This window comes from Halosolutus gelatinilyticus (genome assembly GCF_023028105.1).
Classification (GTDB): Archaea; Halobacteriota; Halobacteria; order Halobacteriales; family Natrialbaceae; genus Halosolutus; species Halosolutus gelatinilyticus.
In genome coordinates this window covers 64,292-88,308 of sequence record NZ_CP095494.1, presented here as the reverse complement: position 1 = coordinate 88,308, position 24,017 = coordinate 64,292, and the positions used below count along the sequence as shown (strand labels likewise).

At 54.3% G+C, this 24,017-nt stretch carries 35 protein-coding genes and 1 pseudogene; 26 read left to right on the top strand and 10 right to left on the bottom strand.

The genetic code is table 11. From position 1 onward, the window contains the following. Nucleotides 1-193: 193 nt before the first annotated feature. Nucleotides 194-871, bottom strand: coding sequence for an AlbA family DNA-binding domain-containing protein (locus tag MUH00_RS22810; protein WP_247005127.1), 678 nt, complete (start codon nt 869-871; stop codon nt 194-196). 280 nt (nt 872-1,151) lie between these two features. Further along, nucleotides 1,152-1,646: a hypothetical protein gene (locus MUH00_RS22805; protein ID WP_247005125.1), complete on the bottom strand. Its 495-nt coding sequence runs from the start codon at nt 1,644-1,646 to the stop codon at nt 1,152-1,154. Between the two features lie 575 nt (nt 1,647-2,221). Between MUH00_RS22805 and MUH00_RS22800 the strand changes: the two genes are divergently transcribed. Next, nucleotides 2,222-3,460, top strand: a complete 1,239-nt coding sequence (locus tag MUH00_RS22800) for an orc1/cdc6 family replication initiation protein (RefSeq protein WP_247005123.1) — start codon at nt 2,222-2,224, stop codon at nt 3,458-3,460. A 250-nt stretch (nt 3,461-3,710) separates the two neighbouring features. Then, a complete protein-coding gene (locus tag MUH00_RS22795; protein ID WP_247005122.1) occupies nt 3,711-4,319 on the top strand; it encodes a PH domain-containing protein in 609 nt (202 codons plus the stop codon). Between the two features lie 129 nt (nt 4,320-4,448). On the opposite strand, the gene MUH00_RS22790 is transcribed toward MUH00_RS22795, so the two are convergent. The 3 genes from MUH00_RS22790 to MUH00_RS22780 form a co-directional block, all read right to left on the bottom strand. Beyond that, nucleotides 4,449-4,850, bottom strand: a complete 402-nt coding sequence (locus MUH00_RS22790) for a DUF1664 domain-containing protein (protein WP_247005120.1) — start codon at nt 4,848-4,850, stop codon at nt 4,449-4,451. A 124-nt stretch (nt 4,851-4,974) separates the two neighbouring features. Continuing rightward, nucleotides 4,975-5,532: an HNH endonuclease gene (locus MUH00_RS22785; RefSeq protein ID WP_247005118.1), complete on the bottom strand. Its 558-nt coding sequence runs from the start codon at nt 5,530-5,532 to the stop codon at nt 4,975-4,977. Beyond that, nucleotides 5,522-5,755, bottom strand: coding sequence for a hypothetical protein (locus tag MUH00_RS22780; RefSeq protein WP_247005117.1), 234 nt, complete (start codon nt 5,753-5,755; stop codon nt 5,522-5,524). Before MUH00_RS22780 ends, MUH00_RS22785 begins: the two co-directional genes overlap by 11 nt. 390 nt (nt 5,756-6,145) lie before the next feature. Between MUH00_RS22780 and MUH00_RS22775 the strand changes: the two genes are divergently transcribed. The 5 genes from MUH00_RS22775 to MUH00_RS22760 all read left to right on the top strand — a co-directional run bounded on the left by MUH00_RS22775 (nt 6,146) and on the right by MUH00_RS22760 (nt 10,265). After that, the gene (locus MUH00_RS22775; RefSeq protein WP_247005115.1) at nt 6,146-6,769 is read left to right on the top strand and encodes a DUF8129 domain-containing protein; all 624 of its coding nucleotides are present in this window, start codon (nt 6,146-6,148) and stop codon (nt 6,767-6,769) included. Between the two features lies 1 nt (nt 6,770). After that, nucleotides 6,771-7,109, top strand: coding sequence for a DUF5658 family protein (locus tag MUH00_RS22770; protein ID WP_247005114.1), 339 nt, complete (start codon nt 6,771-6,773; stop codon nt 7,107-7,109). Between the two features lie 473 nt (nt 7,110-7,582). Further along, nucleotides 7,583-7,843 (top strand): DUF7563 family protein, encoded by a 261-nt coding sequence (locus MUH00_RS23300; protein WP_425603079.1) that lies wholly within the window; start codon nt 7,583-7,585, stop codon nt 7,841-7,843. Next, entirely contained in the window at nt 7,836-8,069 is a 234-nt protein-coding gene (locus MUH00_RS22765) for a DUF7511 domain-containing protein (protein WP_247005112.1), read from the top strand. The genes MUH00_RS23300 and MUH00_RS22765 overlap by 8 nt, the downstream gene beginning before the upstream one ends. Nucleotides 8,070-8,372: 303 nt before the next feature. Further along, a complete protein-coding gene (locus MUH00_RS22760; protein ID WP_247005110.1) occupies nt 8,373-10,265 on the top strand; it encodes a helicase C-terminal domain-containing protein in 1,893 nt (630 codons plus the stop codon). Between the two features lie 554 nt (nt 10,266-10,819). Here MUH00_RS22760 and MUH00_RS22755 read toward each other — a convergent pair. Both MUH00_RS22755 and MUH00_RS23295 read right to left on the bottom strand, forming a co-directional pair. Then, nucleotides 10,820-11,089 carry a hypothetical protein gene (locus MUH00_RS22755; RefSeq protein ID WP_247005108.1) on the bottom strand — a complete coding sequence of 90 codons (270 nt, stop codon included), beginning with the start codon at nt 11,087-11,089 and terminating at the stop codon, nt 10,820-10,822. A 51-nt stretch (nt 11,090-11,140) separates the two neighbouring features. Next, a pseudogene (locus MUH00_RS23295) lies at nt 11,141-11,314 on the bottom strand (HNH endonuclease signature motif containing protein); the annotation flags it as partial. A gap of 106 nt (nt 11,315-11,420) precedes the next feature. On the opposite strand from MUH00_RS23295, the gene MUH00_RS22750 reads away from it, so the two are divergent. The 4 genes from MUH00_RS22750 to MUH00_RS22735 all read left to right on the top strand — a co-directional run bounded on the left by MUH00_RS22750 (nt 11,421) and on the right by MUH00_RS22735 (nt 13,368). Next, entirely contained in the window at nt 11,421-11,744 is a 324-nt protein-coding gene (locus tag MUH00_RS22750; protein WP_247005106.1) for a winged helix-turn-helix domain-containing protein, read from the top strand. 378 nt (nt 11,745-12,122) lie between these two features. Further along, nucleotides 12,123-12,344 carry a hypothetical protein gene (locus tag MUH00_RS22745; RefSeq protein ID WP_247005104.1) on the top strand — a complete coding sequence of 74 codons (222 nt, stop codon included), beginning with the start codon at nt 12,123-12,125 and terminating at the stop codon, nt 12,342-12,344. 110 nt (nt 12,345-12,454) lie between these two features. After that, complete coding sequence (locus MUH00_RS22740) at nt 12,455-12,754, top strand: hypothetical protein (protein ID WP_247005102.1); 300 nt, start codon at nt 12,455-12,457, stop codon at nt 12,752-12,754. Between the two features lie 53 nt (nt 12,755-12,807). Then, nucleotides 12,808-13,368: an HNH endonuclease signature motif containing protein gene (locus MUH00_RS22735; protein WP_247005100.1), complete on the top strand. Its 561-nt coding sequence runs from the start codon at nt 12,808-12,810 to the stop codon at nt 13,366-13,368. 140 nt (nt 13,369-13,508) lie between these two features. On the opposite strand, the gene MUH00_RS22730 is transcribed toward MUH00_RS22735, so the two are convergent. Then, nucleotides 13,509-13,772: a hypothetical protein gene (locus MUH00_RS22730; protein WP_247005098.1), complete on the bottom strand. Its 264-nt coding sequence runs from the start codon at nt 13,770-13,772 to the stop codon at nt 13,509-13,511. 146 nt (nt 13,773-13,918) lie between these two features. Between MUH00_RS22730 and MUH00_RS22725 the strand changes: the two genes are divergently transcribed. From MUH00_RS22725 to MUH00_RS22680, 10 genes are all read left to right on the top strand, one after another. Then, a complete protein-coding gene (locus MUH00_RS22725; RefSeq protein WP_247005096.1) occupies nt 13,919-14,317 on the top strand; it encodes a hypothetical protein in 399 nt (132 codons plus the stop codon). 123 nt (nt 14,318-14,440) lie between these two features. After that, entirely contained in the window at nt 14,441-14,689 is a 249-nt protein-coding gene (locus MUH00_RS22720; RefSeq protein WP_247005094.1) for a hypothetical protein, read from the top strand. After that, a complete protein-coding gene (locus tag MUH00_RS22715; RefSeq protein WP_247005092.1) occupies nt 14,682-14,939 on the top strand; it encodes a hypothetical protein in 258 nt (85 codons plus the stop codon). Before MUH00_RS22720 ends, MUH00_RS22715 begins: the two co-directional genes overlap by 8 nt. A 198-nt stretch (nt 14,940-15,137) precedes the next feature. Then, the gene (locus MUH00_RS22710) at nt 15,138-16,010 is read left to right on the top strand and encodes a DNA adenine methylase (RefSeq protein ID WP_256464819.1); all 873 of its coding nucleotides are present in this window, start codon (nt 15,138-15,140) and stop codon (nt 16,008-16,010) included. Then, nucleotides 16,007-16,252, top strand: a complete 246-nt coding sequence (locus tag MUH00_RS22705) for a hypothetical protein (protein WP_247005088.1) — start codon at nt 16,007-16,009, stop codon at nt 16,250-16,252. The genes MUH00_RS22710 and MUH00_RS22705 overlap by 4 nt, the downstream gene beginning before the upstream one ends. Before the next feature lie 40 nt (nt 16,253-16,292). Continuing rightward, nucleotides 16,293-16,463, top strand: a complete 171-nt coding sequence (locus tag MUH00_RS22700) for a hypothetical protein (protein WP_247005086.1) — start codon at nt 16,293-16,295, stop codon at nt 16,461-16,463. Between the two features lie 198 nt (nt 16,464-16,661). Beyond that, nucleotides 16,662-16,850 carry a hypothetical protein gene (locus tag MUH00_RS22695; protein WP_247005084.1) on the top strand — a complete coding sequence of 63 codons (189 nt, stop codon included), beginning with the start codon at nt 16,662-16,664 and terminating at the stop codon, nt 16,848-16,850. 202 nt (nt 16,851-17,052) lie between these two features. Next, complete coding sequence (locus tag MUH00_RS22690; RefSeq protein WP_247005082.1) at nt 17,053-17,838, top strand: hypothetical protein; 786 nt, start codon at nt 17,053-17,055, stop codon at nt 17,836-17,838. After that, the gene (locus tag MUH00_RS22685; RefSeq protein ID WP_247005080.1) at nt 17,828-17,983 is read left to right on the top strand and encodes a hypothetical protein; all 156 of its coding nucleotides are present in this window, start codon (nt 17,828-17,830) and stop codon (nt 17,981-17,983) included. Before MUH00_RS22690 ends, MUH00_RS22685 begins: the two co-directional genes overlap by 11 nt. A gap of 94 nt (nt 17,984-18,077) precedes the next feature. Next, on the top strand, nt 18,078-18,224 hold the full coding sequence (locus MUH00_RS22680) for a hypothetical protein (protein ID WP_247005078.1): 147 nt from the start codon (nt 18,078-18,080) through the stop codon (nt 18,222-18,224). Nucleotides 18,225-18,496: 272 nt separating this feature from the next. On the opposite strand, the gene MUH00_RS22675 is transcribed toward MUH00_RS22680, so the two are convergent. Further along, nucleotides 18,497-18,976 (bottom strand): hypothetical protein, encoded by a 480-nt coding sequence (locus tag MUH00_RS22675; protein WP_247005075.1) that lies wholly within the window; start codon nt 18,974-18,976, stop codon nt 18,497-18,499. 222 nt (nt 18,977-19,198) lie between these two features. Here MUH00_RS22675 and MUH00_RS22670 point away from each other — a divergent pair, with 222 nt between their 5' ends. Continuing rightward, on the top strand, nt 19,199-20,191 hold the full coding sequence (locus MUH00_RS22670) for a ParA family protein (RefSeq protein ID WP_247005073.1): 993 nt from the start codon (nt 19,199-19,201) through the stop codon (nt 20,189-20,191). Then, on the top strand, nt 20,191-20,619 hold the full coding sequence (locus tag MUH00_RS22665) for a DUF7970 domain-containing protein (protein ID WP_247005071.1): 429 nt from the start codon (nt 20,191-20,193) through the stop codon (nt 20,617-20,619). Before MUH00_RS22670 ends, MUH00_RS22665 begins: the two co-directional genes overlap by 1 nt. A gap of 16 nt (nt 20,620-20,635) precedes the next feature. Here the strand turns inward: MUH00_RS22665 and MUH00_RS22660 are convergent, their stop codons facing one another. Continuing rightward, nucleotides 20,636-21,049 carry a hypothetical protein gene (locus MUH00_RS22660; protein WP_247005070.1) on the bottom strand — a complete coding sequence of 138 codons (414 nt, stop codon included), beginning with the start codon at nt 21,047-21,049 and terminating at the stop codon, nt 20,636-20,638. 343 nt (nt 21,050-21,392) lie between these two features. Between MUH00_RS22660 and MUH00_RS22655 the strand changes: the two genes are divergently transcribed. From MUH00_RS22655 to MUH00_RS22645, 3 genes are all read left to right on the top strand, one after another. Next, nucleotides 21,393-21,575: a hypothetical protein gene (locus MUH00_RS22655; RefSeq protein ID WP_247005069.1), complete on the top strand. Its 183-nt coding sequence runs from the start codon at nt 21,393-21,395 to the stop codon at nt 21,573-21,575. A gap of 598 nt (nt 21,576-22,173) precedes the next feature. Then, nucleotides 22,174-23,328, top strand: a complete 1,155-nt coding sequence (locus MUH00_RS22650; protein WP_247005068.1) for a site-specific integrase — start codon at nt 22,174-22,176, stop codon at nt 23,326-23,328. Further along, nucleotides 23,321-23,527, top strand: a complete 207-nt coding sequence (locus tag MUH00_RS22645) for a hypothetical protein (protein WP_247005067.1) — start codon at nt 23,321-23,323, stop codon at nt 23,525-23,527. The genes MUH00_RS22650 and MUH00_RS22645 overlap by 8 nt, the downstream gene beginning before the upstream one ends. Nucleotides 23,528-24,017 lie beyond the last annotated feature (490 nt).

The following is a 24,017-nucleotide window of genomic DNA, read 5'->3' as shown; positions in this document are numbered from 1 at the left end:
GGAAATTGCCATTTCTCCTTCTAACCGGGAATAAAGGTGACTGCAGCTAGCGCCTCTCTGCATATACACCACCCTCTGTATGCAGCACGCGACTCTTGACAGTGGCTCGGTAGTTCGGGCAGAGTCTGCTGAATACAGCTCGCGAAACCCGCATGGATGCTTTGTCGTCGAGTCGATACAAGAAATCCCGGTATCAGCTACTAGTCCCGCCCCACTCCTCAATTTCCTCATCACTGAGTTCGCGGGTGTGATGGACGATTCGGCCGTGTGCTGTCCCATCGTAGCGGTAGGGCTGCTCCATCGAATTCGCGCTCGGAACACGCACAACCAGAACGCCTTCACCACACCGTGTTTTACGCTCCGTGGAGATGTCCTTAATCGGCGGGTCGATGTACTCTTTACATACGTCGATGAGCCGAGACTCCGTTGTTGCGATATTGTCCAGTCCATGCACAGAGCCGTCGTCGTCAACACCGATGACCAAGATGCCGCCTTGGTGGTTCGCTAGCGCGACGACCTCCTTTGCAAGCTTGCTCGCGTCTGGCGGGCACTCCTGCTTAAACTCGATCTTTGCCGCCTCCCCGATCTTCAGCGCTTCATCAAGTGTGGTGATCGAATCGTCCATCTGGCGGTCTTGGTCGTTCAACTGTGCAATCGGCATCGTCCCAATCGAGTTGCCGATCTCGACATCGTCCAAAAGTCTCGCAGCCTCTGCCGTTGCGATGAATTCGAGGCGGTCGTCCTCTCGCCGGGCGTTAACCTCAGCTTCGTCTCCTTCCCCGTCCCGGAGAACCCATACCCCGCGGTCTTTTTCGAGCAACCCAAGCCAGTATAGCTTCGTCATCGGTGTGAGCGTTGGTTCGTCAGTCATCCGTCATTCCACTTGGTTCGTTCACATATTCGAACCGTGTAGACCATCAGGGTTTCCTTCTGAAACCCGGGATCCGTCGGTCTCACTGACGGAATACAGGAAGGCATACTTATCACATGTTTCAGTCGAAACGACTGAAACGAACGCGGCTGCCAAACTGAACCCCCCTCTATATCTTGCACGCCCATTCTGCCAGCTATTGGATAGGTCGAGCGAAGCGTGCAAGATACAAAGAGGATATCTCGTAAGTGCCTTACATTCAGATCGCTGATAACCGCTCTCAAAAGATATACCCCAATAGTCCAGATGTGGCAAATCCCGACATGAACCCGATAGCACCAAATAGTACACCTAACCGTTGCCGCCGTCTGGCTTCTGAGCGCCAATCCTCTGCTGTTTCATTCATCATTTCTAACTCATCTTCTAAATCGGATATTCGATCATGTAGTCTGTCTTCAGAACTATCTGGCAATGTATGTGGGTCTTCACCATATCCTTCCTGAAGAAACCAAGGGACCTGACGCTCCCTTGATTGTAGATATTCTACAGCACGGTCAACACTTCCCAACTCGATATTTGTCACAGCGATCCCGGGTGCTTCTACTACCGGTGATTCTGGGTCACGAAGGAGTTCTTTTACGGACTCCTGAGAATCACCCTTCTGATGGCTCGGAAACCAAGACGGTACTTCGTCAATTGGTGTGGCACTCGGTCCAGTTGAGTGCTTTCGTAATAGTTTTTCAATTATCCGTGCCTTCACCTCTTCGTCGCTCATAATCGTACCAGAACCTAAAGAAGAAAAATAGCTGTGGTGTGTGGACCCTCTATATTCAGCACGCAGTTTCTGATGTCTTCCGGATAGATCGGTAGTCGCTCTGTTACCTATTTGACCTATATGCAACACTGTATTCACGTCAGTAGACAAAGAAATCTATCACAACTACTGAGAAGGGAATAGAGAGACACCACCCATTCAATCGTTCCTGCATGCGGTCTCATTACCCTTCAAAACCAAAGAAATCGAGAAAGGATCGAATGTAGGCCTCTATCCAGAGAATTCAACCAATTAGAGGATCCTACAAAACCCTGCTGTGAAACTAAGTCACTACACACCACTCATTCAAACGTTCTCAGATCTCTTGTACTACGGATTTGGTTCTAACGCTGGCCTCATAAATCTAGGCCTGGCTCAAGATCGATTTCTGCAAAATTCCCTCTCTCACATCACTCTCGGGCCACTAAACGATTGAATCAGTGGTGTGGGTGTGTATCCAAAACGGCTGAAACGGACGAATCGATTGTAACGATTGCGGCAGTGGTTTTATAAGGTTGAAATACAGTGATTTTGATATGGCTCTCTTCGAGCGAAGTGAAGATATCTTCGAGGACGAGAACGTCCTTCATGATGATTATCAACCTCAATCGCTCGAAGAACGTGATAACGAACTCGATCAATACACTGGGTACCTCCAACCCGTTATCAACGGATCCCAGCCTCGGAACATCTTTCTCTACGGGAAAACTGGTGTCGGAAAGACAGCTGCTACGAAGTACCTTCTCCACCATCTCGAGGAAGATGCCGAGCAATACGACGATGTAGACGTTACAACAATCTATCTTAACTGTGAGGACCTCACTAGCAGCTACCGGGTTGCAGTTGCCTTGGTCAATAGTCTTCGTGATCCGACTAACCAGATCAGTCGGACCGGATATCCGTTGAACGCGGTTTACGAAATGCTCTGGGAGGAACTTGACTCGATCGGCGGAAGCGTCCTAATCGTCCTTGACGAGGTCGATTATATCGGTGACGACGACTCGATTCTTTATCAACTTCCGCGCGCTCGGAGTAACGACAAGATTGAGAATGCTCGCGTCGGAATCATTGGGATCAGCAACGATTTCAAGTTCCGTGATAAGCTCGATCCTCGCGTGGAAGACACGCTCTGTGAACGGGAACTTCACTTCCCACCGTACGATGCTACCGATCTGAAAAATATCCTTGAACGCCGGGCCGATCGTGCATTCGAATCCGGTGTCCTCGATGGTGATGTAGTCCCGTTGTGTGCCGCTTTCGCCGCCCAAGATAAGGGGAGTGCACGGCAAGCGCTTGATCTCCTCCTCGAAGCTGGTGATCTCGCTCGTCGTCAGAACGATCAGACGGTTACTGAAGATCATGTCCGAGAGGCAAAGCAACTGCTTGAGAAGCAGCGGATCGAAGAGTCGATGAAGGATCTGACCTCGCATGGTCATCTTGCGCTCTTGGCCGTCGTCTCGTGTACGGTTGCAAATCAGGAGGACGTCCCCTTACAGAAACAAACGATATACGAACAGTACCAAGATCTGGCGACCGCAACAGATCGCGATCCGCTCGGTGGCCGTGCATTCCACAACCATCTCGCCGAGCTATCCATGCTCGGTGTTCTCGAGCGGACCAAACGAAACGAGGGTCGGGCTGGGGGGATCTACTACGAGTACGAGGTCGATGTTCCTCTCGATGCAGCACTCTCTACCTTCGAGCATTTGCACATGAGTGAAGAACTGGACTTGGACTCGTTACGCAAGAACGCTCGGAAAAATGGGCTGATTTGAAATCGAAGATTCGCCGACGTCATCTGCGATTATTGTTGAAGCACTCAGTGCTTTGGTCGCTTCCAACGAGGGCTAACTTGACTCGCTTGCAACCAACTAGATCCTTGAAATCGATGTTTAGCCAGTTGTTGACAAGATATTCATCGATGCACTCGACATTGTATTCAACACAGTGACCTGTTTAGAATAGATCCATACAATCGGATAAGTCAGCTAAAAACATTATTATAGAGGAGTACGTTCACAGGGTATGGGATTGTTTGGATCCAATTCAGACGAGCAGATTCCTACTGAATACAAATGTAGTCCACAGGGAGACTACGTGACCGCTGCCCGATTAGGAAAGATTGAAGATATTCTTGACGAGGGAGAGTCCGTTCATTACATTACACGAGGAGGAACAATTGATGTCGAAGGGTCATCGGCAGGGACATCTCTATTTGGAGACGACCGATCGCGAAAGAGCGGAACCAAAGGCTACGTCCGAGCTGCAATCACTGATCAACGAATAGCAATAAAGATTCCACAGTGGTTAGGGAGCGATGAGCGGTCGGTTCCATATCGGAACATCACTAGTGTTGATCTCGATACTGGGCTCGTAAACAAGCGACTATCGTTGCAAACGCCTGGTCAAACTTACCACATTCAAGTTACAGAGCCTGGTAAAGATGAAACACGAGAAATTGTTCGCTTCATTCGCGAAAAAATGGAAGAAACCAGCCAACCCGAGACTGTGGTGGCTGAATCAGAACCTGATCCGCTTGATCAACTGGAAAAGCTCAAAGAGTTACATGATAAGGGTGTAGTCAGTGACGAAGAGTTCAAAGAGAAAAAACAAGCGTTACTTGATCAGATTTAAATCGCTAATATCTCATACACTGTTTAACCCAGTAAACCGCCACGTCGTGGTGCGAAGCCCTCGGTTTTCGAGCTCGAATAGATCGCTCGACGTCAGCGTTTTCGTCCACTCTCTCAGGGTTTCCTTCGATCAGACGTCGGTATGGCCGCGGTACAGCTCGTGAAGATCTGAGAGCGTCAACCGCTTGCGACCATCGGCGACGATCGCCTTTACGACCTTCTCGTCTCGGTGGTCAAGCGTTGACGCATCGCTCAGATCAATCTCGTCTCCGGAGAGTCCGTTTATCGTTTCCACCCTATGCAGCCGAGTGGTCAGCAGGCGGTTTCGGGCCTCCAGCCGACAGAGTTCGCTGACCATCGTCTCAAGTAGGTCTGCAAGTTCTTCGACCTGTTCGTTCGCGGCGCCGTCGCGGATCGATCGCAGCGTTTCATACATGTCTTCCTGCTTACGATCAACCCGCTCAATTTCACTCGAACGTATGCTCTCGGCACTGGATTCGCCGCTTGGCGCGTCCTCGGAATCAACGGCCATTATGATAGGTCCTACAACGAACAGGAATATAAACGTGGCACTACCGAGCCGAAAGTAAACTCAGATCGATCGCCAGACGAACTCTTGGCCGATTATCCGGAACAATACTTCCTTTGGTGACGCCTCAATTTCGAGTCCGGGTTCCGTGAGTATATCCACCGTCCACAATATTGACATTTAGTAATCTTCTCCTCGTCACAATATACTTACCAAACTCGATATAGGATCCATCTACAATTACGTCGTTCGCATTCACTATCTGGACATCATCTATCGGCAACGAACTACGGTAGTACACACCGTTCCCGTTCGATTCTAAGAACCCTTTCTCCACCAATTTCTTGAGTTTCGGCGCTGCTTGGTGGGAATAGTTGTCTAATAACTTTCCTATTTCACCTGTCCGAAATACGGGGACCTCTGATCGGCGATAGATATCTTTGATATCTTCGAGCGTCCCCTTTCGTTGTTCGTCGGCATGGAGATCGAAGTGACAGTCTTCACAAAGCGTCCGCAAGTTCCCGGGTTCATTCGACCCTCCATCGTCTAATGGCCGTTTATGATGGACGTGTAGAGACTTCACCCCTCTCTCCCCCTTCCCACAATCCTGGCACTCGTATCCATCCCGTTGAAGAATCTGCTCTCTCAAATCGACCCATTCGTGGTTTGGCAACCTACCCGCCATCGTCACACACTTTCGATCGAATCTGTTCATACATCTCTGGGTAGTGTTCTTGGAGAACGTCGATATCACGTTCGAGTTTCTTGATTCGCTGACGTGCATTGGATTCGACCTTGTATCGATAGTTATCTTTCACGTCAGCTTCGCCAGCGAGAATAGCGCGTTCACGGTCCGTCAGTAAAGCCCGGCCAGAGGACATAGTGTCCTGTTCTGTAGCCTCACTCATACAGTATGTGGTATATACCCGAAGGGGTATACCACTTACGGAATATAGTATATACTCATAATGGTAAAACCTAAGTATCTACAGGTCTACTTACCAATCAGCACGAACCACTCTCTCGATCGGTAACATATCGAGAAACGCCATGTTAGGGCATGGCGCGATGTGGTTCGTGTTCCCCTGGGAAAGGAGAAATCACTGAACCATGCGACATTTACAGCGAGTCCGACTTAAATCTAGTCGGAATAAGACAGTTGCAGAAAACGCAAACCGCCCTCAGCGTCAGCCACGCGTCGGTCAGACGGCTGACGATCGCGGCCTCAACCTCGCGGCTGAACCGACGTACGATCGCGAGTACAATCACTTGCTCACACTCGAGGAGGCGGTTCTCCGATGACGACTCGTGCGTACAACGTGGCTACCTGCGATCGTCCGTCCTACCCCGACCTGCGCGAGAAGTTCGGCGAGGACCCGGCCTACGCCCTCGGGATGGACGAACTGTACCTCGCGTACGCTCGTATCTCGACGATCGACGACCTGGAACTCCTGAAAGAGTGGCAGCGCGTCGAGTCCGAGAACTGGGGCCGGCCGGACGTGATGATGCGCCTGAACGCTCGCGAACGCGAGCTGAAGGGCGAGCCGATCGAACCCACAGAACCGACGACTCCTGACCCGGCACCGGCCGCAACGGACGGCGGCACGGCAATCGTCGACGAACCCGCCGAACCCGAAGTAGACGACGTCCACCCGGGCGCGAAGGGGCTCGACGTCGGCGAGGTCCTGGTGCTCGATCGCGACGACGCGACCGAGTACATCTTCCCCGCGCTCGAGGACGCCGACGCGCCGTACCTCTGCCGATCGATCACGGACGACGGTGACGAGCGTACTGTCGGGCCAATCGAGCTCACGTTCGACGAGGTCCTGAAACGCGTCGACGGCGGCCTCGATCCAATGTCGATCGAAGACGTCCCGATCGATGCGCCGCGACGGGCGGCGACCAACGGGGGTGCCGAGTAAGATGCAGACGCACACCGTAACGATCGAGGTTCCGGTCCCGACGGTCTCGATCCGAACGCTGTGGGCGGTGCTCATCGCACTCACGATCGGCGACGCACTGACGACGATCGTTGCGCTGTCGGTCGGTCTCCCGGAAGCGAACCCGTTAATCCACGCGGCGATCGAGACGGTCGGTTTCGGGGGTGTCCTCCTCTCGCAAGTGCTCTACATCGCGCTTGCGTGGGCGCTTCTCCAAATCGTCGACTACGGCCACAAGTGGGTTCTCGTCGCGGGGATCGTCCCCTCGGCGCTGGTGGTCGTGAACAATGCCGCAGCGATCGCGATCTTGGGGGTGGTCTAAGTGCCGCGCAAGTGTGCAACGTCGGGCTGCCCGAATCTCACTAACGACGGACTGTGCATGGAGTGCAGCGCCGAACGGAAGTACGGTACCGACTCCTGGAAGTGCGAACCGGACGGCAGCGTGAAGACTGATGAAGACGATAAGTCGGAGAATGGGGGTGTGGCTTAGATGTCTACTGGGCGTCACGGCCCATATATTGACGACGACCATTTGGTCGAAGTTATTGAGGAGCTTGCCGAACGCGACGAAACGATTTCAGCCGGCGGTGTCACGTCCTATCGTGCGGCCGAAGAGCTCCCGTTCGCTCATTCGACGGTCCGAGAGCACTGTTGTCAACTGGCTGAGAGCGGCGAACTCGAGAAAGTCTGGGGTTTCAGGGACGGCCGCCCGGCAGTATCGTTCCTTCCTACAGACGATGAACCTGATCCAGAACCAGTCTGGTCCCAAACAACTGCCAAAGGGGGGTCGGACTGATGAGTGCCGATCGACCTACTTGGGCGGATATGACGCTCGACGACGGACACCACTGTCTCAGTTGTGGCGCCCACGTTCACGAGCGGACGATAGCGGGATACGGTGACAACGACGGGAATCTGTTCGCTTGTCCGGACTGTTCGACGCCTCGCGATCTCCGCCAAGGGGCAGGACGAGATCCTGATTACGATCTGGAGGAAGATCGTGGCCAATCGACCGCGAGTGGCTATCATCCGATCTTTGGTGATTCCGATGAGTGAAGCAGACCCAGAGGACGTCGAACAAGCGATCGAAGAAATCGAATCGGACTTTGAGTGGGTTGAGACGCATGCAGACGCGCTGCGAAGCGGCCTCGAGCACACGATCATCCGGAACGGCGATGAGCCGGACGAGTGCGCGATCTATCCCCGTTATGATGAGGTGTTTACGGAGTGGATTTCTGCAACCGGTGAGGAGTCGTTCGTCGATCTTCTGGAGGTCAGATAGCGATGTCGTCGGCCCGATCTTGATCTCATCCACACGATCGCGGTTGGAGCAATCCTAGGTGAAGAACCGTTTCACCAGCTTCACCCGACAAGTCTCACACCGTTCCGTCCTCAGAGAACTATCCTTTCCGGAGAATTCTTCTCTACCGGAATCTTCCTGTTATTTGATTCAAGCGTTATACTTCATATCTCGAAAACAGCGGTCGCTTTTATTCGTCCGGTTCATACGGGACGGCCTTGTTCCTTCGTTGTATCGTTTAGATACTGGGATTGATGTTGTCCTAGAACAATTATTCAATAGAACATGTCTGACGACATAATCACGAGACCGCCGCTTCCCGAGCCGCCGGAAGGTCTCAATGAGGCTTGGCCTGCTCCTGACTATCGGACAGGTCAAAAGGCTATTTTTCAAGAGGCGGCGACGGCTCTTTTCGGCGATAATAAGTTTGATACCGTCATTATTGATGCCCCGACCGGGCTCGGTAAGTCGGTAATCAATACGGGGCTCTGCAACTACGCTGACTCGGCCTTTTACACAACCCCACAGAAGGAACTGCGGCGCCAACTCGAAGAGGACAATCTCCTCTCAGGTCTGTATGAAGTGCTTCGAGCTAGGGCGGACTATGTCCCGTGTCAAGAGGCATTGAGTCGGACTGAGATGGTGTATAACTGCTCGAACTGTCCCGTCAATAGGGCGAAAGACCGATACTACTACGATGGACTTGACCGCTCCAAGATTGAGGGCGTTCCAGAGAGTGAGGTCCCTGAGGGAGCAATGGGTGTGAAACCAGTTGCTTGCTCAAACGTGATGCAGTGCAATTATTGGAAGGCGAAAGTCAGCGCGATGCGCGCGCAGACGGCTGTAGTGACGTTCGCGTATCTGATCATCGATAGCTTTCTCATGACGTACCAGCTTGAAGACGAGACCGGGAACGTCGCTTCCCAGAAGTCGTTCGCGAATCGCGATCTCCTTGTCGTTGACGAGGCTCACTCGCTCGAGGGACAGGTTGCGTCGATGTTCGCTGGTTTTCAAGCCGGAGAGAACATCCCACATGAAATCCGGTCTAAAATATCGAACGTGGTGCCTGGGTCGCTGATCAAGGATGCAACCGAACCCGACTATACCGCGCCTATTGACGACCATGTTATCGGCATTGAGGAGATCAATGGCTTTGCCGAGATCCGGAAGGCGATCCATGACTATATCGCGGGTGTGAACGAACGAATTGCCTTAGCTCAGAGCGATGAACCGAATACAGAGGTTCTCACACGTGAGGACATCAACGACCTTCAGCGCTTGATCGCACAGTTAGACTCGTTATATAATGGCTTTGAACGCCATCTTGGATATGATTATGATCCTGATGAGAGCCCGTGGTTGTTAAGCGCAGAGCAGGGTTCTGAAGGATTAATCTTCAAGTTCCAGCCGGTTCATGTCGATCAATTCTTGAAGGAAACTGTCTGGTCTCGTGCGGATAAGATCGTTCTGAGTTCGGCGACGATCCCGTCGTACGGTGGCCTAGATCGCAAGAGCGGTGCGAAGGAGTGGGCCGCTCGTCTCGGGTTAGATCCAGAGACGACACACGTGATCCGTGCTGATTCGCCGTTTCCGACGTCAAACCGGCCGATCTATGCCGACAATCCGGTCGGGAATATGTCGAATGATGGGTTCATGGGCCACTTCGATAGAATCGTCGACCGAATCCGTGAACTCGCAGAGAAACACTCCGGGCAGAAGGGCCTGATACACACGTCGAGCTATAGCCAAGCTGAAGCGCTTGCGGATGAACTTGAGGATCTCGCGATTTGCCACCGGTCAGAGGATCCAAACCCCAAGGCTGCAATTCGGCGATGGCAGGGCGAAGTGGAGGCTGTGGAGGATGTCAAGGACACGGAAAAGGACCTTCTCATCTCGCCAGCACTGTCCGAGGGCGTCGATCTCCCTGACGATAAATGTCGCTGGCAAGTGGCAATCAAAGTCCCGTTCGCCAGTCTTGGCAACCCAAGGGTCAAATACCGGAAGAATCGGCTTAATGAGATCGACTGGTATCTTGGGGAAGCGGCGTTGACGATGGTTCAGGCAGCTGGCCGGGGCGTGCGACATCCCGAGGATGAATGCATGTTCTATGTGCTTGACTCCTCATTTTCGTCTGTTCGAGGCTACACACCGCGATGGTACCGGGATGCGATCGTGTGACCTCCACGAGTGTCCGAGAGAGGCGACACACAAGGTGGTCTGGAATCCTGTTGGTTACGAGCGGTACTCTGAATACTACTGCGAACCCTATGCGGAAGTCGCAGCAGAGGAAGCGGAAAAGGACGAATCTGGGGATCTCTTTCTCAGCCCGACGCCGATCGAGTGAATCAGGTCGCACACGTAGTATAGCAGGAAATCAAATATCGGAATACCCGCTAGGAACCGTCTATACCTGCAAATCCCACAGTAGGGACTCTGAACATAGAAAACTGGAAAACACCACAGGCGAAACCTGTGATGACCCAGATTGAACCATCCGTCTGTATGCGCTGCACGTGTGAAAGGTTAATTAAAGCGCGTTGACTTGACAGATATACGTAGGATCAGAGCTATCGCTATCGGATTACTCTTGAAAAGTCATCCTGACGCTTTCGCGCCGAGATGACCCAACTAAACCCAGTTGCATCTAATATCTCGAAGAGTGTAAGTCTAATTGACTTCTCGATGGGACGGTCTACGCCGCTCTTGCGCTGATGGTGTTGAAAAGCAGCTGCTTAGTCAAATCCGAACGGGACGTCGCCCCCGTTCGATTTGAGGTAATCGACGGCCGCATCGGAAGATATCAGCCGGATGTTTGCCCGGTGGCCACCTCCGTGGGCCTCGATTGGCACATCAGGGTCGGCGACCAAGTGTTCGCGAAGGCTGTCCTCAAGGAAGGAGCCGGGAACAGGCGACCCGACCGCACCTTTACGGAGTAGACGGCGGATCGCACGGACGCGAGCGTAGGATGGGTAGTGTATATCATCGAGTTCAAGCTGTTCCATCCCGAGGCGTTCGCGCTGTTCACGAACAGACAGCCGCTCTAATTGCTGATGACATGCGACGCACACGGCAACGAGATTATCGAGGGTGTTCGGTTGATCTCGCCTTCTATCAATATGATGGATGCTCAGGTGGGTGGACGCCGACTCGCAATTTCGGCATTTTTGCCCATCCCGTTCTAAAACGGACAGTCGAATACTCTCCCAATCATCTGGGTATAAGGACATTGTTCTACTGTTTGTGTGCTCAAATGTATAAATGAACTGTAGTTTAAAGACAACACCAATAAAAAGCGTCGGAAGATACTTACTCTCACTACTCCTGTCATGGAATATGGACACTGAGGCCTTCGCTGGTGGGACTCCGCTTGCAGAATTGTTCCTCAATAGTGACCGAACGAAACTCATCAGTGTCTTCGTCGACGAGCGAGAGCGCGACCTAAGCATCAGTGAAGTGGCTCAGCAGGCAGGAGTCGCCCAGTCCACGGTGTACGACCACCTCGATTACCTGGAGGGGTTGGAGATCATCAAAGAGACGCGAGAGACCGGGCCAAGTACCCGGTACCAGTTGAACGAGGAGAGCGAGATTGCCGAGAAGCTATATCAGCTTGACGGGCTCGTCCTCCGGAAGCTCCTTGAGCTTGACGGTGAGTTGTAGATCCTGATTGATCTGGTAATCACACCTACCGCTACTGGAAGTTAGGAAGAGTGTGGCGAAATGGCCACACCGGCTTCACAATGCAGTTCAATCTAAGATCTCCCCCGTGGAAAGTCTTTTTGAATCTAACTGACTTGACTAAAATTCGACATATTTATATACCATAAGGTATAATGTATAGATGAAGCCGGTCACACCGGCTTCACAATGCATGGCGTACGACCCGCCACCCACATGGGAAAAGGTGAAATGGTGGACAACGTTGATCGCAGCGTTGTTGGCCGTTCTCACCTCGGTGGTAACGCTCATCTCGACCATTTGGCCGGGATGAAGTGACCCCGAAAGGGGTTTTGGGTCGGAAGCGATGCATCACTCATTATGACTGGGAACAAGACAACCAAACCCGGTGGAAGAATCGGTCAGGGGATCAGTCAGCGACTGGCATGGATCGCACTTGTGACGATAACGACCTCACTCCTGCTGGAGACAAGAATCGAAGGAGGATTACTTGAGACACTCGCTGTCGTGATAGTGGCGGTTGGCCTTGTGATGCTCGTTGCTGGGATAGCTGTTCGGTTCTTGGAGTTGCGAGAAGACTGACCATTGGTTCTACGCCGATCGAGTGAAGACGGTTGTGCGACTTCCCGATAGATAGCCGGATTGAGTCTAACCCCGCAATTTACAGGGGTTGACGGTGTGGATATCGAAAAATGGACGAGTCACCGATTGAACCCCGCGAATGCGGAGCTTGCGGGAAGATAGTTGACCATCTTATCGTCGACGGAGACGTCGTCTGCTGTAGCTGTGGTGCGACCGACGAATCGATCGAACTTGGCGACTGCGATATTCATGAGTGTCCGAGGGACGCGACACACCTGGTCGTCTACAATCCCGTTGGTTACGAGCGATACTCGGAACATTACTGTGAACCTCATGCGGAGGTCGCAGCGGAGGATGCAGAAAAGGATGAGTCAGGGGATCTCTTTCTTGGTCCTACGCCGATTGAGTGAGGAATCTGGACTGTCAGCGAAGCTAAGAAGTATTTTCGCGGAAATTATGGAGTATGCAAAAAGAACTTGAGATACCAGACGAAAATCCTTGGAACGATCGGGAATTGATGATGACACTGTATCACGACCAAGAATTATCCTCCAATCAAATTGCGGACCTCTTTGATTGCTCACAAGCAACGGTTAGCAACTGGCTGAAGAGACACGGGATCGAAACCAGATCGATTCAACAGGCACTATCGACAAAGTATGGTAATTACGCGAAGCTCCAGATGCATCAAAAGGGGTACGAATGCTGGAGGGCAGATAAGAGCCCAGTATTAGTTCACCGACTCGTGATGGTGGCCGAACACGGATTTGAAGCCATCCAGGGGAAGAAGGTCCACCACAAAAACGAGATTCCTTGGGACAACAGACCAGATAATCTTGAACTTCTCTCTCGGAAAGAGCATCAGCGAAAACATCTCAAGGTCACTGGTCTTGACCGAATTAGAGTGGCCGAGATGTACGAGCACGGTGACTGTGGAAGTCGGACTGTCGGCGACCTCTTCGGCATTTCGAATGGTACGGTTCTTAGAATTCACAGCGAATTCTACGACGATGAGCTAGAGTAGGTTGTGCTATTTATCAACGATCGTGACGTATAGCCTCGTATGGACGAGGACGAGATCGAGCAACTACAGGAGATTCTGGAAGCGAATCGGAAGTGCGGAGCTAACGAGCACACGATGGACACGGACGAAGAAGACGAGGATTAGCTGTCGCGCTCTTGGTCCAGCTCGTCGCGAAGGCGCTCGACTTCGCGCTCGAGTCGATCCATCCGGGAAAAGGTGTTGTGGAACTCTTCGACGAGTTCCTCTTCGCCAGCGTCACGGAGTAGTTCGAGATCGTCTTCTAACTCGCTGACGCGCGATCGAAAATTCGATCGGATGTTATAGCGATACTGGCGTGCGTCGACGTCATCTTTTTCGCCGCGGAGAAACTCGCGTTCCGACTTAGTCAGCAGCCCTCTGCTCATTATTCCATGTGGTTCGGGAGTGGTCGCCATAAGTCGTTATATTCTTTCCACATGCAAATAGCTTCTGCTCATGCTCTCTATTATAGCATAGACTCTTTCTCCATACAGACAGAACCTTTTTGTTGTTGGAGATTGTACCTGTTGGTATGGCAGAGACAGACAGTGATCAAGTCAGGAGCGGAACCTATCGCGTGAACGGCCACGAGTTCGAGGTCGTTGCGGAGTACGAAGGCGAGGAGACGGTGCGCTGTGCGAACTGTATGGTCCACGAACATCTGTACGAGGACAAGGATGCTCAGGACTATCTCGAACTGATGACGCCCGAGTGCCACATCAAGTGGCTTCGGGAGCCTGATGGCGGTTTCCGTGGCGTCGCACTTCGCAACACGAGCGGCTTTTCGGGCCGCGAGTTGGTCGCTGTCGATTCAGACGGCGAAGTCACTGACAGGGTCCGTGTGTACGACGATGACACTGGCCTTCTCGCTTCGTTACTCGACCAATCGGAGTGGAAGCGCCGCGAACGACACACGGGGACAGAACAATGACGGGAGATGCACGATCCGAAGAGACAGTTGGTCGGATTGGCGACTTCTATCCGACCGACTGCGTTCTTTGCGGTCACGAGAGTGAAACGCACGAGGAGCACGAGCAGCACATGGAGGAAGCTCATGACTGCTGACCAATCCGGAGAGGATACTGAACGCGAGCCGGATCAATTCGGGACCCACGTGAAGTCGTTCGAGGCCGGGTTCGGAGTGGACTCGGATCTCGACGACTTGCAGCACGCAGTCTCTGAGGACATGGAACGACTCGCTAACCGCGTCGGACGGCCATGCGAGGTTGTCGTCCGCATCGAGGTTTACGACCAATCACAAGATGCAGAGAGTGACCGATCGGAGGATGATTATCATGAGTGATAACGACGTTAAACACGGGGACGAGACGTACCGCTGGGGAGAACCGTTCAACTCCCGGCGATGGCACATCTTCGACGGGGGACGGTCCCTATGTCAGAACTGGATGTACGGGTCGGCAACGCAAGAAGTGGACCCTGAGAACGACTCCTATCGCGAGGGAAAGGACTGCAAGGAGTGTTGCCGTCGTGCCGGAATCCTCGACGACTCCGGTCAGTCAGTGGACGAGGACGCCCAACGAGGTGAGGCGTGATATGACCAACTGGAGAGAACAAGAGGCGCGTCGAGAGGCGTATCCGAAAACGGACCTGATGGTGACAAGCACGCACGACAACTCGTGTGCTGCGATTCTATGCCCGTACTGTGATACGGAGATCAGGCTCCACGGCCCTCACGACTATGAGTGCCCTACGTGCGGGGCGTCGTTCGACCTGAACGTGAGGTGGTCGCGATGAGCGGTAGATCCGCCGATGGTACCGATCGCGAGCGTCCGGGGAACTGTGTATCAGTCTTCCCGTATCCTGGTGGAAAAGGCCGGGAATGCTCGTGGATCCTCTCACGGATGCCGGCACACGATTGCTACGTCGAAGTGTTCGGGGGTAGTGGCGCTCTCCTTTACAACAAGCCGGAGAGCACCGTTGAGGTCTACAACGACGTCAACGACGACCTCGTACAGTTCTTCGAAACGCTTCGCGAGCGCGAAGACGAACTCGTGCAGTGGCTTCGGAACGTCCCGTACTCCCGATCGCTCTACCTTGAATGGGTGGACGACTATTTCGACGGTGTCCGCCCGTCCGATCCAGTAGAGCGAGCTGGGCGCTTCTACGCCCTGCGTTACATGCAGTTCGCGGGAGACATCTCGATGAAAAATGGGTTCAAGACCCGCGCGAAACGATCGCCGGCACGGACGTTCGACAACGCTCGCGAACGCCTCGAGGAGATCGCCGACCGATTCCGTCAGGTCATCATCGAAAACCAAGATTATTCAGATATCCTATCTCGATACGACGACACCGACGTCGACGTGGTTTTCTACTGCGATCCGCCGTACGTCGGCGGTGAGCACTATTACCAGGCCGAGTTCAATCACTCGGAGTTCGTCGACGCGCTTCGCGATGTCGAATCGAAGTGGATGGTGTCGTACACGGAACTTCCTGAGGGCCTTGACGAGTACTACGTCGTCGAACGCGATCGTCGTCACCGGATGTGTCGGGAAGCGTCGGACACGACCGAGCGGTTGGTGTGCAACTTCGATCCGACGTCGACGGCACAGTTCGTCGACGACGACCAGACTCAAACGAAACTCACGGAGATGAAAGCATGAGCGATAGACTCGGAAATGGAGGCAGTCACAAGTGGATCCTGTACGCGATGTATGCCGCCTCCACTGGCGTCGTGGTCGCGTACATGATGGCCGGTGATCACCTCGTTGAAACCGGTGTGATTGGGAATACCGGATGGTTAGCCGGCCGAGCGATCTCCGTGCTAATCCTTGCAGTCCTGTTTGTCGCGACCGCGGTCTCGGTCTGGGATGATTACAGAAGGTGTGGAGGTGAGACAGCGTGACATCTGAGAAAGGTACATACCGAAACTGGAGGATAAACGAATGACAACACTGTACTGCGCAATCTGTGAACGACGGTTCGAACCGGACACCGACCACGTCGAGATCGACGCCGAGCACGTCCGTATGGACGACCGGAACGAGATCGACGACTACGTGATGCACACGCGCTGCTGGCTCAATCTAACCGAGGGGTGGGTCGACCCAGCATGACTGGAAGTATCGACGACGTCTTTCCAGACGCCGAGGATATGCCCTGGACGTCGGTTATCCAGTGTGTTCAGTGCGGTGACGGTGGCCGGATGCACTCGACCGGAAACCCGTACGACCAACACGTCTGGGAGTGCGAAACCTGCGGTGAGGAAACGATTCACGAAGTCGTAATGAAGTCGCCTGATGGGGTGGTCCCGGATGCGTGACCAATCTTCCCAGCGTACTGTTCGCGACATCCCGAAAATCGTGGCCGAGAGCTATCGTCAAGCGTGGAACGCAGATAGGATATTCGATCGGATTGTGATGCTGACGCTGGTCATCATAGTTACGATCGTCCTCCCTGTCCTGTTCGTGCTGTCCATGCTTGAGGTCGCAGGGGTGATCTGAATGCGAGATACGGATACTCGAACAGATCGCAGAATCGCGTTTTATCTCGCTTGCGGCGGCACGATCGCGCTGGCGCTGGTTGTAATCGGGGTGTATCTCTGATGGATTCGGACCATCGGACAGATCACTGTCGCGAGTGCGGCGTCGAACTCGGCGCGGGATATCTCTGCGACGACTGCGATCGCGTGGAGGTGCTCGAGGCGTGATCGACCGGGCCTACCTCGAGCGACTCGTCGAGGCCACGCCGGTCGACCTCTACGCCAGCGGCATCGATGGCGCGAGAGCCTACTGGCCGTGGAGAATGAACAAGGCGCGCTCTCCGATGGGGCACGGCGCTCGCAAGAGCCACGCACGCAAGTGCGACCACTACATCCTTGATTCGAACTTCAAGGACGATACGGTGACGAACAAGGACGTCCTCGATGAAGCGGCGGAACTGTTCGCCGACGGCGCTGTCCTCGCTGACGTCTACCACGACATGGAAGCGACGGCAGAGGCACTCATCGAGGGGCTCGAGCTTGCGCGCGAGCACCCGTTCGACGGCACGATCGTGCTCCCGCTCCAGGAACCACACGACGAGTGCTACCGTCGCGTGGCACCTCACGTCGACCGGGAAGTCTGGTGGAGCGTCGGCGGAGTCAAAGACAAGACGCCGGCCGTAAAGATCGCCTGTGCGCGTGAGCTTCGCGAAGTCGCCGGCCCGGACGTCCACATCCACGGACTCGGGTTCGGCGTCACGGAGCACGTTGCTCGAGCGATTCGGAACAACCCAGACCTGTTGGACTCCATCGACAACTCGTCGTCGGTGAGTAACGGCATCCCGCAGCTTTCGGGCGTCGAAGAGAAGATGACGATCACGGCGGCAGAGGCGACGGCTGCCCGACTCAAAGACCTGCGCGCGTTGACGTCGTTCGCGGACGATCGTCCGGCGGCGGAGCTTCGCGACGCTGGCCAAGGCGGGCTCGAGGTGTTCCACGGTGCCGACTGAGCAATCCGCGGGCGGGACCGTGCACGAATGCCCCGAGTACTGCTGTGGACTCTCGTTCAACACGAGCGACGAACTCCAGGCACATCTGGAGTGGGACCACAACCGATCGGAGTACAAGGCCAAGGAGATGATCGACGATGGCTGATACGGAGAAGAGCCGTACTGATCGAGGACCGAGTACGACAGGTATGATCTTGGCAAACCAGCTATTTATACTGGGTTGCGTGTTCTTTCTCGTCTTGGTTGAGCTCGACGTAGCAAAGAGTGCGGCCGCCAGAATTCTTTCACTCGTCTGGTTTGGCGGGCTCTTGATGTTCTTTTCGAGGCCGATAGGACTCGCTCTGGAGGACATCGTCAAGTGGTGGGGTGAGCGTAATGTCGAGTGAAAGACAGCGAAAGAGGCTGTATCGAGGGCAGGTATCGCCCTTCCCCATCCTGATCGCACTGGCCGTAGTCCTCTTGATCGTCGCGATCATGCTACCGGAGGTGCTCCCGTAATGTCCGACACGGGGGAGGAACGATGATACTACAACTCGCTGCCTTCATGGTATTGACCATACTGCTGTTTGCAATCTGGCTCTCATTCGAAATCCGTCGGAGGGATCCAAATGCGTAATGAGGAATCCGACACGGCAATCTCGCAGACCTGCTTTTTCGACTACGTCGTTCTCAAATAATCAGTGGATGGTTCGTAGACCTCGCCCTTTTGCTTGAGTTTATCCAGTGCCTCTTCGGTCTCTTCTACAGTCATGCCTAACGCAGAAGAATATTCTATGACCTTAGGGACTGGTGCGCCTTCACTGGTAGTGTCTTCTAAGATACTTGTGATCTCTTTGACCTTCACAAGATCATTCTCGCTTTGCAGTTCGTCTATATTGAGGTCCAGCTTTCGGATTTCAACATTGCCCTCTTCTACTGTAGCGAAATAAGGGATTGGAAGATTTTCGTTGAGTCTGTGGATCGTGTCGTCATGATCTACCTTCACTTGTACCTCCATCGCTCGCGAGTCGAAGTCAGATATAATCTCTGTGTTTTCTCGCGCTATCTCGACGGCTTCCATTGCAACCTCCTCTAAGAGATTCTCTGCACGTTCGATATGGTCGTCTGCATCTTCGAGGTTTTTCTCAATATCTCCCATAAATTCACATTCAATACCCACCAACAAATATCTTCATTCTGGTGAATAGCCCGGACGTGTTTATCGGATATCTGTATCTATAGTCTGTTCTTAGAAACTACTCCATTCCAATATTACAGACGGGCATTACAGACTACTGTTACAGATACCTGTAACAGAAAACCGTACTATATGTCTGACACAGATTTATAGTACGGGCGACTGTACCGAATGCGTATACGTATGATAACGGCAGTGGTGTACTCCGAATCAGGTGGCACGTTCAAAACGACGACAACAGCGAACCTCGCGGTCAGTTTGACCCGGATGGGGCTCGATACCTGCGTAATCGACCTCGATCCCCAGGAGGGAAACCTCACGAGTCTGTTCGACGCTGGCAAGCGCCGGAGCGATCGTGACGCCGACAACCTCGTCCGACACATCCTCGAAATGCCCGAAGGCGACTTCGAGGACTTGATCGAGACCTCCGCAGAGGGCGTTGACATAATTCCGAGCCACGATATGCTCGGCGACTTCACGTCGAACCTCGAACAGAAGATCGCCTACGAGACGGGCATGACGAATCAGAGTCGCGACGAGTTCCCTCGGTACGAACTCCTGTACGACCTCCTGTGGAACGAGCAGGAGCTTCACGAACAGTACGACGCCGTGCTGATTGATCCGAATGCACGGGCGGAGGATCTGTTGTTCAACGCGATCTACGCGATGCGGACGCTCGTCGCGCCCGTGAAACCGGCCGGGAAAGGGAATCTGAGCCTCGAAGGGCTCGAAGAAATGGTGTCGAACATGCAGGACCAACTCGAAATCGAGGTTGGCCTTTCGTGTGTCATTCCGTCGGGAATCGGGCAGACGAACGCACACAAGGAGTACACGAAACAGTTCGAGAACACCGAGGAGTATCCGACGCCGGTCGCGATCCCCGATCGCGAGAGCATGATGGACGAAATGTGGGAAACGCGTGGATCCGTCTACAAGGTGGTCGAAGAACGCTGGAAGACCTACGAGAAGGACGGCGACATGGTCAGCGAACCCGGACAGCGTGGCGTCCGTGATCGCGAGCTCGAGACACTTCGAGATATCTACAAGCTGGCCGCGTTCATCGCAACCGAGACGTTCAACGTCGAGATCGACCCAGAGTTAGTACTCGATATCGATGACCACGGAGAGCGACGGTTTACTGTCCGAGAGGAGTCTGAACCGGAGGTGCCGGCCTGATGGGGCTGAAAGGTGGGTCGGGCGACCTGGATTTTGGGAATAAAGACGGCTCGACCGACGAATCCGAACCCAAGACGACCGACGCGCCATCGGAGACGGACACGGACCGATCGCCAACGGCGCCCGATCCAACTCCCGACGATCGCGCGGCTGATCGCGACGAATCAGAGACCGACGAGAACGAGTTCCCGTATTTCGTCCGGCGGAGCAACGTCGGTGACGAACGCGACGAGCGGATCGAGGTCCACCTTCGAAAGACTGTGCTCGGCCAGGAATCGAGTTTCCGGAGTGATCTGGCAGACGAACTCGGCGAAGACGGCGAGATCTCAAAGACGGACGCTCGTGAGTTCGCGCTGAAATACGCGTTCGAGAACCCTGCTGGTGTCGCGGAGCTTATGCGCGAGGAAGGATACGGTCTAACCGACTAAGAAAGCGAAATGCGTGCTAATCAATCGAAAGGTACCCGCGACGCTCCAACTCAGGAACGACCTCGTTGACCGTCGGTTGCGGCAATTTCCCGACGTTTCGCTCGATGCATTCGGCCCACCGTTTCCGATCGGTTTCGTTCTGGAGTTCGTCGATGTACTCGACGTCGACGGACTCGTAGGCCGGTTCGGAGAGCGGCGGTTCGAGTTCTTCTGGCATCAGCGTCTCGGCGATCGAGAGACCGTACTGTGCCATCGCTCGTTCGGTCCACCCCTTCGCGGTCGATCCACTGGTATCGAGTTTTCGACCGACCGCGTTCCACGAGTAGCCACGCTCGGTCCAGGCGATCGCTTCGGCTTCGTTCTGTCGCAGGTCGGTCGATCGAGCGAGGTAGTTCGCCCGCTGCGTGACGATCCGCTGTTCGTCTGGCATACGTCAGTCCACGAACGTGACACGTGTAAGTGTTATCGTACCAAGGTGAAAGTAATCACTGCGAATTATGAATCTGAATTGAACACATCGATACGTTGAATAGTAGCCCGTATAATGGTAAGGTATGGCGTCTCAATACCGCCGTCGAAATGGGAGTGATACGTGGCATTGGTGCTCGAACTGTACAAACTACCCGAGTTCAGGGTATACGACTAGCACTGGAAAACCATCGTCTGGTGAACTGTGTAACCAGTGCCAGTCGAAAGAAGGCTCCGGCAACTGCCGGTAGAAACTAACATTCTGTTCCGAGTCTTTTTATCCGAGGCCGCGGCCAACACCGGCGATGTCCGATCGAACTCCCCAGGAAGACCTGCTCGTGATCGAGGCGCTCGTCGAGTACCATCACGACCGACTCGATGTCCAACCCATCCGGGCGTGTCACGCGAAGGTGCTCGCCGACGAGATCGCCACGACGCACGGGCTGTCAATTGAGGACGCGCTCCGGCAGCGGACGGCGATCAGATAGCTTCACTTTCATTCCGGTGGCGGCAGTTTAAATACGGCCGAAAGGCATTCGCTAATTGAAAACACTGTCTCGTAGCTAAGAAGCGCGTTGCTATAAGGCTGGGACGGAGGTGAGAAATCGATGTACAAGAGAGCTGCTCGCACTCAGACCGAGATTGACCTGCTACCACCGTTCGGTGAGCCCGAAGTCGTCACGACCGGATCTCATTCTAAGGACCTGGCCGTGTTCGGCGTTCTGACGGCTGGTGCAATTGCGTTGGCGTCGAAGTGATCGGTGACCTTCGCGTGGTACAGTCCAACAAACAATCTCCTTTGGTGAAAATACTATCGCTTCTTTCAATCGTTGATCACCTGTTTTCGTGTAGCCGATCGTGAAGGCGTCAGACGTTTGTTTTCGCCTGATTCGTGTCTAGTGGAACTCAGTCAAGTTTTGTATAGCGTCATGTAGTTTATCTATGCGCGTTTGAACCGAATTCTGGCGGTACACGTCCCGTACCGCACGAATTCGGAGAGCGCGATCGATCGAATAGCTACTTTAGATTAGACCAGTAATTCCAAGTAGACTTATTGTCCCGGATGCCGTACGGTCATCGTAGTCGATGGAAACCGCAGATTCGGGGGTCTCACCCCAGGGGACGCCCCTCGAAGACGCCCTCGCAGAGTGCCTCGAAACCAAATCGAAGGTCTCGCCGAACTACCGGAAGAACTTCGAGCGCGTCGTCACCGAGTGGATCGGGTACTGTGCCGATCGCAACGTCACGATGATCGAGCAGGTCTCGAAGCGAACGCTCGCGAGCTACGCCGGTCACCTCGCCCGACGGGTCGAAGCCGGGAGGTCCGACGACGTCGACGGCGGGATCACCGCTTCGACCGCGTGGACGTACTACGACTATGTCTCGGCGTTTCTCTCGTGGGCCGTCACGTGGGATTACCTCGCCGAGAATCCGGCCGAGAAAGCGCAGGCACGGGACAGCATGCCCGATCGACCCTCCAGCGGGGACTACGAGCGCCAATTCTGGCAACCCGACCAACGGCAGACGGTAGTCGATTTCGTTCGTCGACGCGTCGACAGCGCCTACCAGGACCCGATTGCCCCGACGCCGATTCTGCACAAGCGCCTGCGTGATCGCGCGCTCGTCGCGACGATCGCTTACTCCGGGGTACGCGGCGGCGAAGTCCTGAACGATCCGAACGACCCGCGCCGATCGGGACTCACATGGAACGACGTCGATCTCAAGGAGGGCGTCGCCTGGATCCTCGGGAAGAATCAGGACCGTGAGCCGGCCCAACTCCCGGGGCAGGTCACGACGCCGCTCGAACGCTGGCACGACGCCTACGATCCGCCGAGTGACGAGTGGCCGGTCTTCCCCTCGATGCACGTCCCGACGCTCTCACGACGGATCGCGGACGCAATCGGGAACGACGAACGCGATCACCGGTGTGCCGATCGGCACTACTGGTCGGTCGCGCTCGACGCGGCGGTCAAACCGTCTTCGATCACGACCGAAGGCGCGCGATCGATCCTGAAACGACTCTCGTCGATCGCGGAGGTACCTGGCCTCGACGCCGGCGAGTATCTCACGCTGCACGGAGGTCGCCGGGGCGTCGGCGAGAAACTCTACCGTGAGCGTGGGGCCGCACGCGCGCAACGGACGTTGCGCCACGCCGACCCGCAGACGACGTCGGAAATGTACTCGCACATCGACGCGAGTGAGCTGGCCGAAGATAATACGGCGGTGTTCGACGATGAATGACGACGAGAAACCGACGGTAGACGCCTACAACGCCGAAACTGGCGAACACGTCGTGGCGGGAACGATCGTCGAACCGGACTTCTCACGCACGCAACGGCTGTACCGACGCGTCACGCAGGCGATCGTTCGCAATCCCGAAGTCGTCTTTGTCGCAACGGTCGGTGTGTTGATTGTACTGAAACTCGTGGATGTGTTCTGAAAACAGCTATCCTCGAACCCGATCGATCGTGTTCCGAACTGCCACCCGCACCCGGTCGGTGAACGACAGGGGCTCGATCACGCCAGCGGCGATCATGGATCGTTCTAAAAACGCGTGAACGGGTTCGAACGCCTCTCCTTTTTCAATGGTGTTACCGTTGCATGCCACAACGCCCGCGTCTTCGAGTGTTCCGATGTGTATCTGTTTGAGTGACGAATACACCGCCCGGCGTTTTGATTGGTCGAGTTTTTCGAGCGGTGCACCATTTCACGTTCTGTAACGCGATCGACCAATTTCGACTGGTCCATTCGCCCCTCAGCAGCAATTATTTCGATCACGTGACGTCGGCGTGAGTTCTTAAGGATATGAAACAGTTCGTCCGTCCCCTCTCGGTTTGTTGCCGGTCCAATCGTATCCATATTTGATATCGCCATGATATGCCGACTCGGTTCGTGGTACATAAAATGCCACCAGCTTTCAACCGGCTAAA

Excerpts from the sequence above, each read along its gene's own strand:
- MUH00_RS22810 (WP_247005127.1), bottom strand. The coding sequence starts at position 871 with ATGACTGACGAACCAACGCTCACACCGATGACGAAGCTATACTGGCTT.
- MUH00_RS22805 (WP_247005125.1), bottom strand. The coding sequence starts at position 1,646 with ATGAGCGACGAAGAGGTGAAGGCACGGATAATTGAAAAACTATTACGA.
- MUH00_RS22800 (WP_247005123.1), top strand. The coding sequence starts at position 2,222 with ATGGCTCTCTTCGAGCGAAGTGAAGATATCTTCGAGGACGAGAACGTC.
- MUH00_RS22795 (WP_247005122.1), top strand. The coding sequence starts at position 3,711 with ATGGGATTGTTTGGATCCAATTCAGACGAGCAGATTCCTACTGAATAC.
- MUH00_RS22790 (WP_247005120.1), bottom strand. The coding sequence starts at position 4,850 with ATGGCCGTTGATTCCGAGGACGCGCCAAGCGGCGAATCCAGTGCCGAG.
- MUH00_RS22785 (WP_247005118.1), bottom strand. The coding sequence starts at position 5,532 with ATGGCGGGTAGGTTGCCAAACCACGAATGGGTCGATTTGAGAGAGCAG.
- MUH00_RS22780 (WP_247005117.1), bottom strand. The coding sequence starts at position 5,755 with ATGAGTGAGGCTACAGAACAGGACACTATGTCCTCTGGCCGGGCTTTA.
- MUH00_RS22775 (WP_247005115.1), top strand. The coding sequence starts at position 6,146 with ATGACGACTCGTGCGTACAACGTGGCTACCTGCGATCGTCCGTCCTAC.
- MUH00_RS22770 (WP_247005114.1), top strand. The coding sequence starts at position 6,771 with ATGCAGACGCACACCGTAACGATCGAGGTTCCGGTCCCGACGGTCTCG.
- MUH00_RS23300 (WP_425603079.1), top strand. The coding sequence starts at position 7,583 with ATGAGTGCCGATCGACCTACTTGGGCGGATATGACGCTCGACGACGGA.
- MUH00_RS22765 (WP_247005112.1), top strand. The coding sequence starts at position 7,836 with ATGAGTGAAGCAGACCCAGAGGACGTCGAACAAGCGATCGAAGAAATC.
- MUH00_RS22760 (WP_247005110.1), top strand. The coding sequence starts at position 8,373 with ATGTCTGACGACATAATCACGAGACCGCCGCTTCCCGAGCCGCCGGAA.
- MUH00_RS22755 (WP_247005108.1), bottom strand. The coding sequence starts at position 11,089 with ATGGAACAGCTTGAACTCGATGATATACACTACCCATCCTACGCTCGC.
- MUH00_RS22750 (WP_247005106.1), top strand. The coding sequence starts at position 11,421 with ATGGACACTGAGGCCTTCGCTGGTGGGACTCCGCTTGCAGAATTGTTC.
- MUH00_RS22745 (WP_247005104.1), top strand. The coding sequence starts at position 12,123 with ATGACTGGGAACAAGACAACCAAACCCGGTGGAAGAATCGGTCAGGGG.
- MUH00_RS22740 (WP_247005102.1), top strand. The coding sequence starts at position 12,455 with ATGGACGAGTCACCGATTGAACCCCGCGAATGCGGAGCTTGCGGGAAG.
- MUH00_RS22735 (WP_247005100.1), top strand. The coding sequence starts at position 12,808 with ATGCAAAAAGAACTTGAGATACCAGACGAAAATCCTTGGAACGATCGG.
- MUH00_RS22730 (WP_247005098.1), bottom strand. The coding sequence starts at position 13,772 with ATGAGCAGAGGGCTGCTGACTAAGTCGGAACGCGAGTTTCTCCGCGGC.
- MUH00_RS22725 (WP_247005096.1), top strand. The coding sequence starts at position 13,919 with ATGGCAGAGACAGACAGTGATCAAGTCAGGAGCGGAACCTATCGCGTG.
- MUH00_RS22720 (WP_247005094.1), top strand. The coding sequence starts at position 14,441 with ATGACTGCTGACCAATCCGGAGAGGATACTGAACGCGAGCCGGATCAA.
- MUH00_RS22715 (WP_247005092.1), top strand. The coding sequence starts at position 14,682 with ATGAGTGATAACGACGTTAAACACGGGGACGAGACGTACCGCTGGGGA.
- MUH00_RS22710 (WP_256464819.1), top strand. The coding sequence starts at position 15,138 with ATGAGCGGTAGATCCGCCGATGGTACCGATCGCGAGCGTCCGGGGAAC.
- MUH00_RS22705 (WP_247005088.1), top strand. The coding sequence starts at position 16,007 with ATGAGCGATAGACTCGGAAATGGAGGCAGTCACAAGTGGATCCTGTAC.
- MUH00_RS22700 (WP_247005086.1), top strand. The coding sequence starts at position 16,293 with ATGACAACACTGTACTGCGCAATCTGTGAACGACGGTTCGAACCGGAC.
- MUH00_RS22695 (WP_247005084.1), top strand. The coding sequence starts at position 16,662 with ATGCGTGACCAATCTTCCCAGCGTACTGTTCGCGACATCCCGAAAATC.
- MUH00_RS22675 (WP_247005075.1), bottom strand. The coding sequence starts at position 18,976 with ATGGGAGATATTGAGAAAAACCTCGAAGATGCAGACGACCATATCGAA.
- MUH00_RS22670 (WP_247005073.1), top strand. The coding sequence starts at position 19,199 with ATGATAACGGCAGTGGTGTACTCCGAATCAGGTGGCACGTTCAAAACG.
- MUH00_RS22665 (WP_247005071.1), top strand. The coding sequence starts at position 20,191 with ATGGGGCTGAAAGGTGGGTCGGGCGACCTGGATTTTGGGAATAAAGAC.
- MUH00_RS22660 (WP_247005070.1), bottom strand. The coding sequence starts at position 21,049 with ATGCCAGACGAACAGCGGATCGTCACGCAGCGGGCGAACTACCTCGCT.
- MUH00_RS22655 (WP_247005069.1), top strand. The coding sequence starts at position 21,393 with ATGTCCGATCGAACTCCCCAGGAAGACCTGCTCGTGATCGAGGCGCTC.
- MUH00_RS22650 (WP_247005068.1), top strand. The coding sequence starts at position 22,174 with ATGGAAACCGCAGATTCGGGGGTCTCACCCCAGGGGACGCCCCTCGAA.
- MUH00_RS22645 (WP_247005067.1), top strand. The coding sequence starts at position 23,321 with ATGAATGACGACGAGAAACCGACGGTAGACGCCTACAACGCCGAAACT.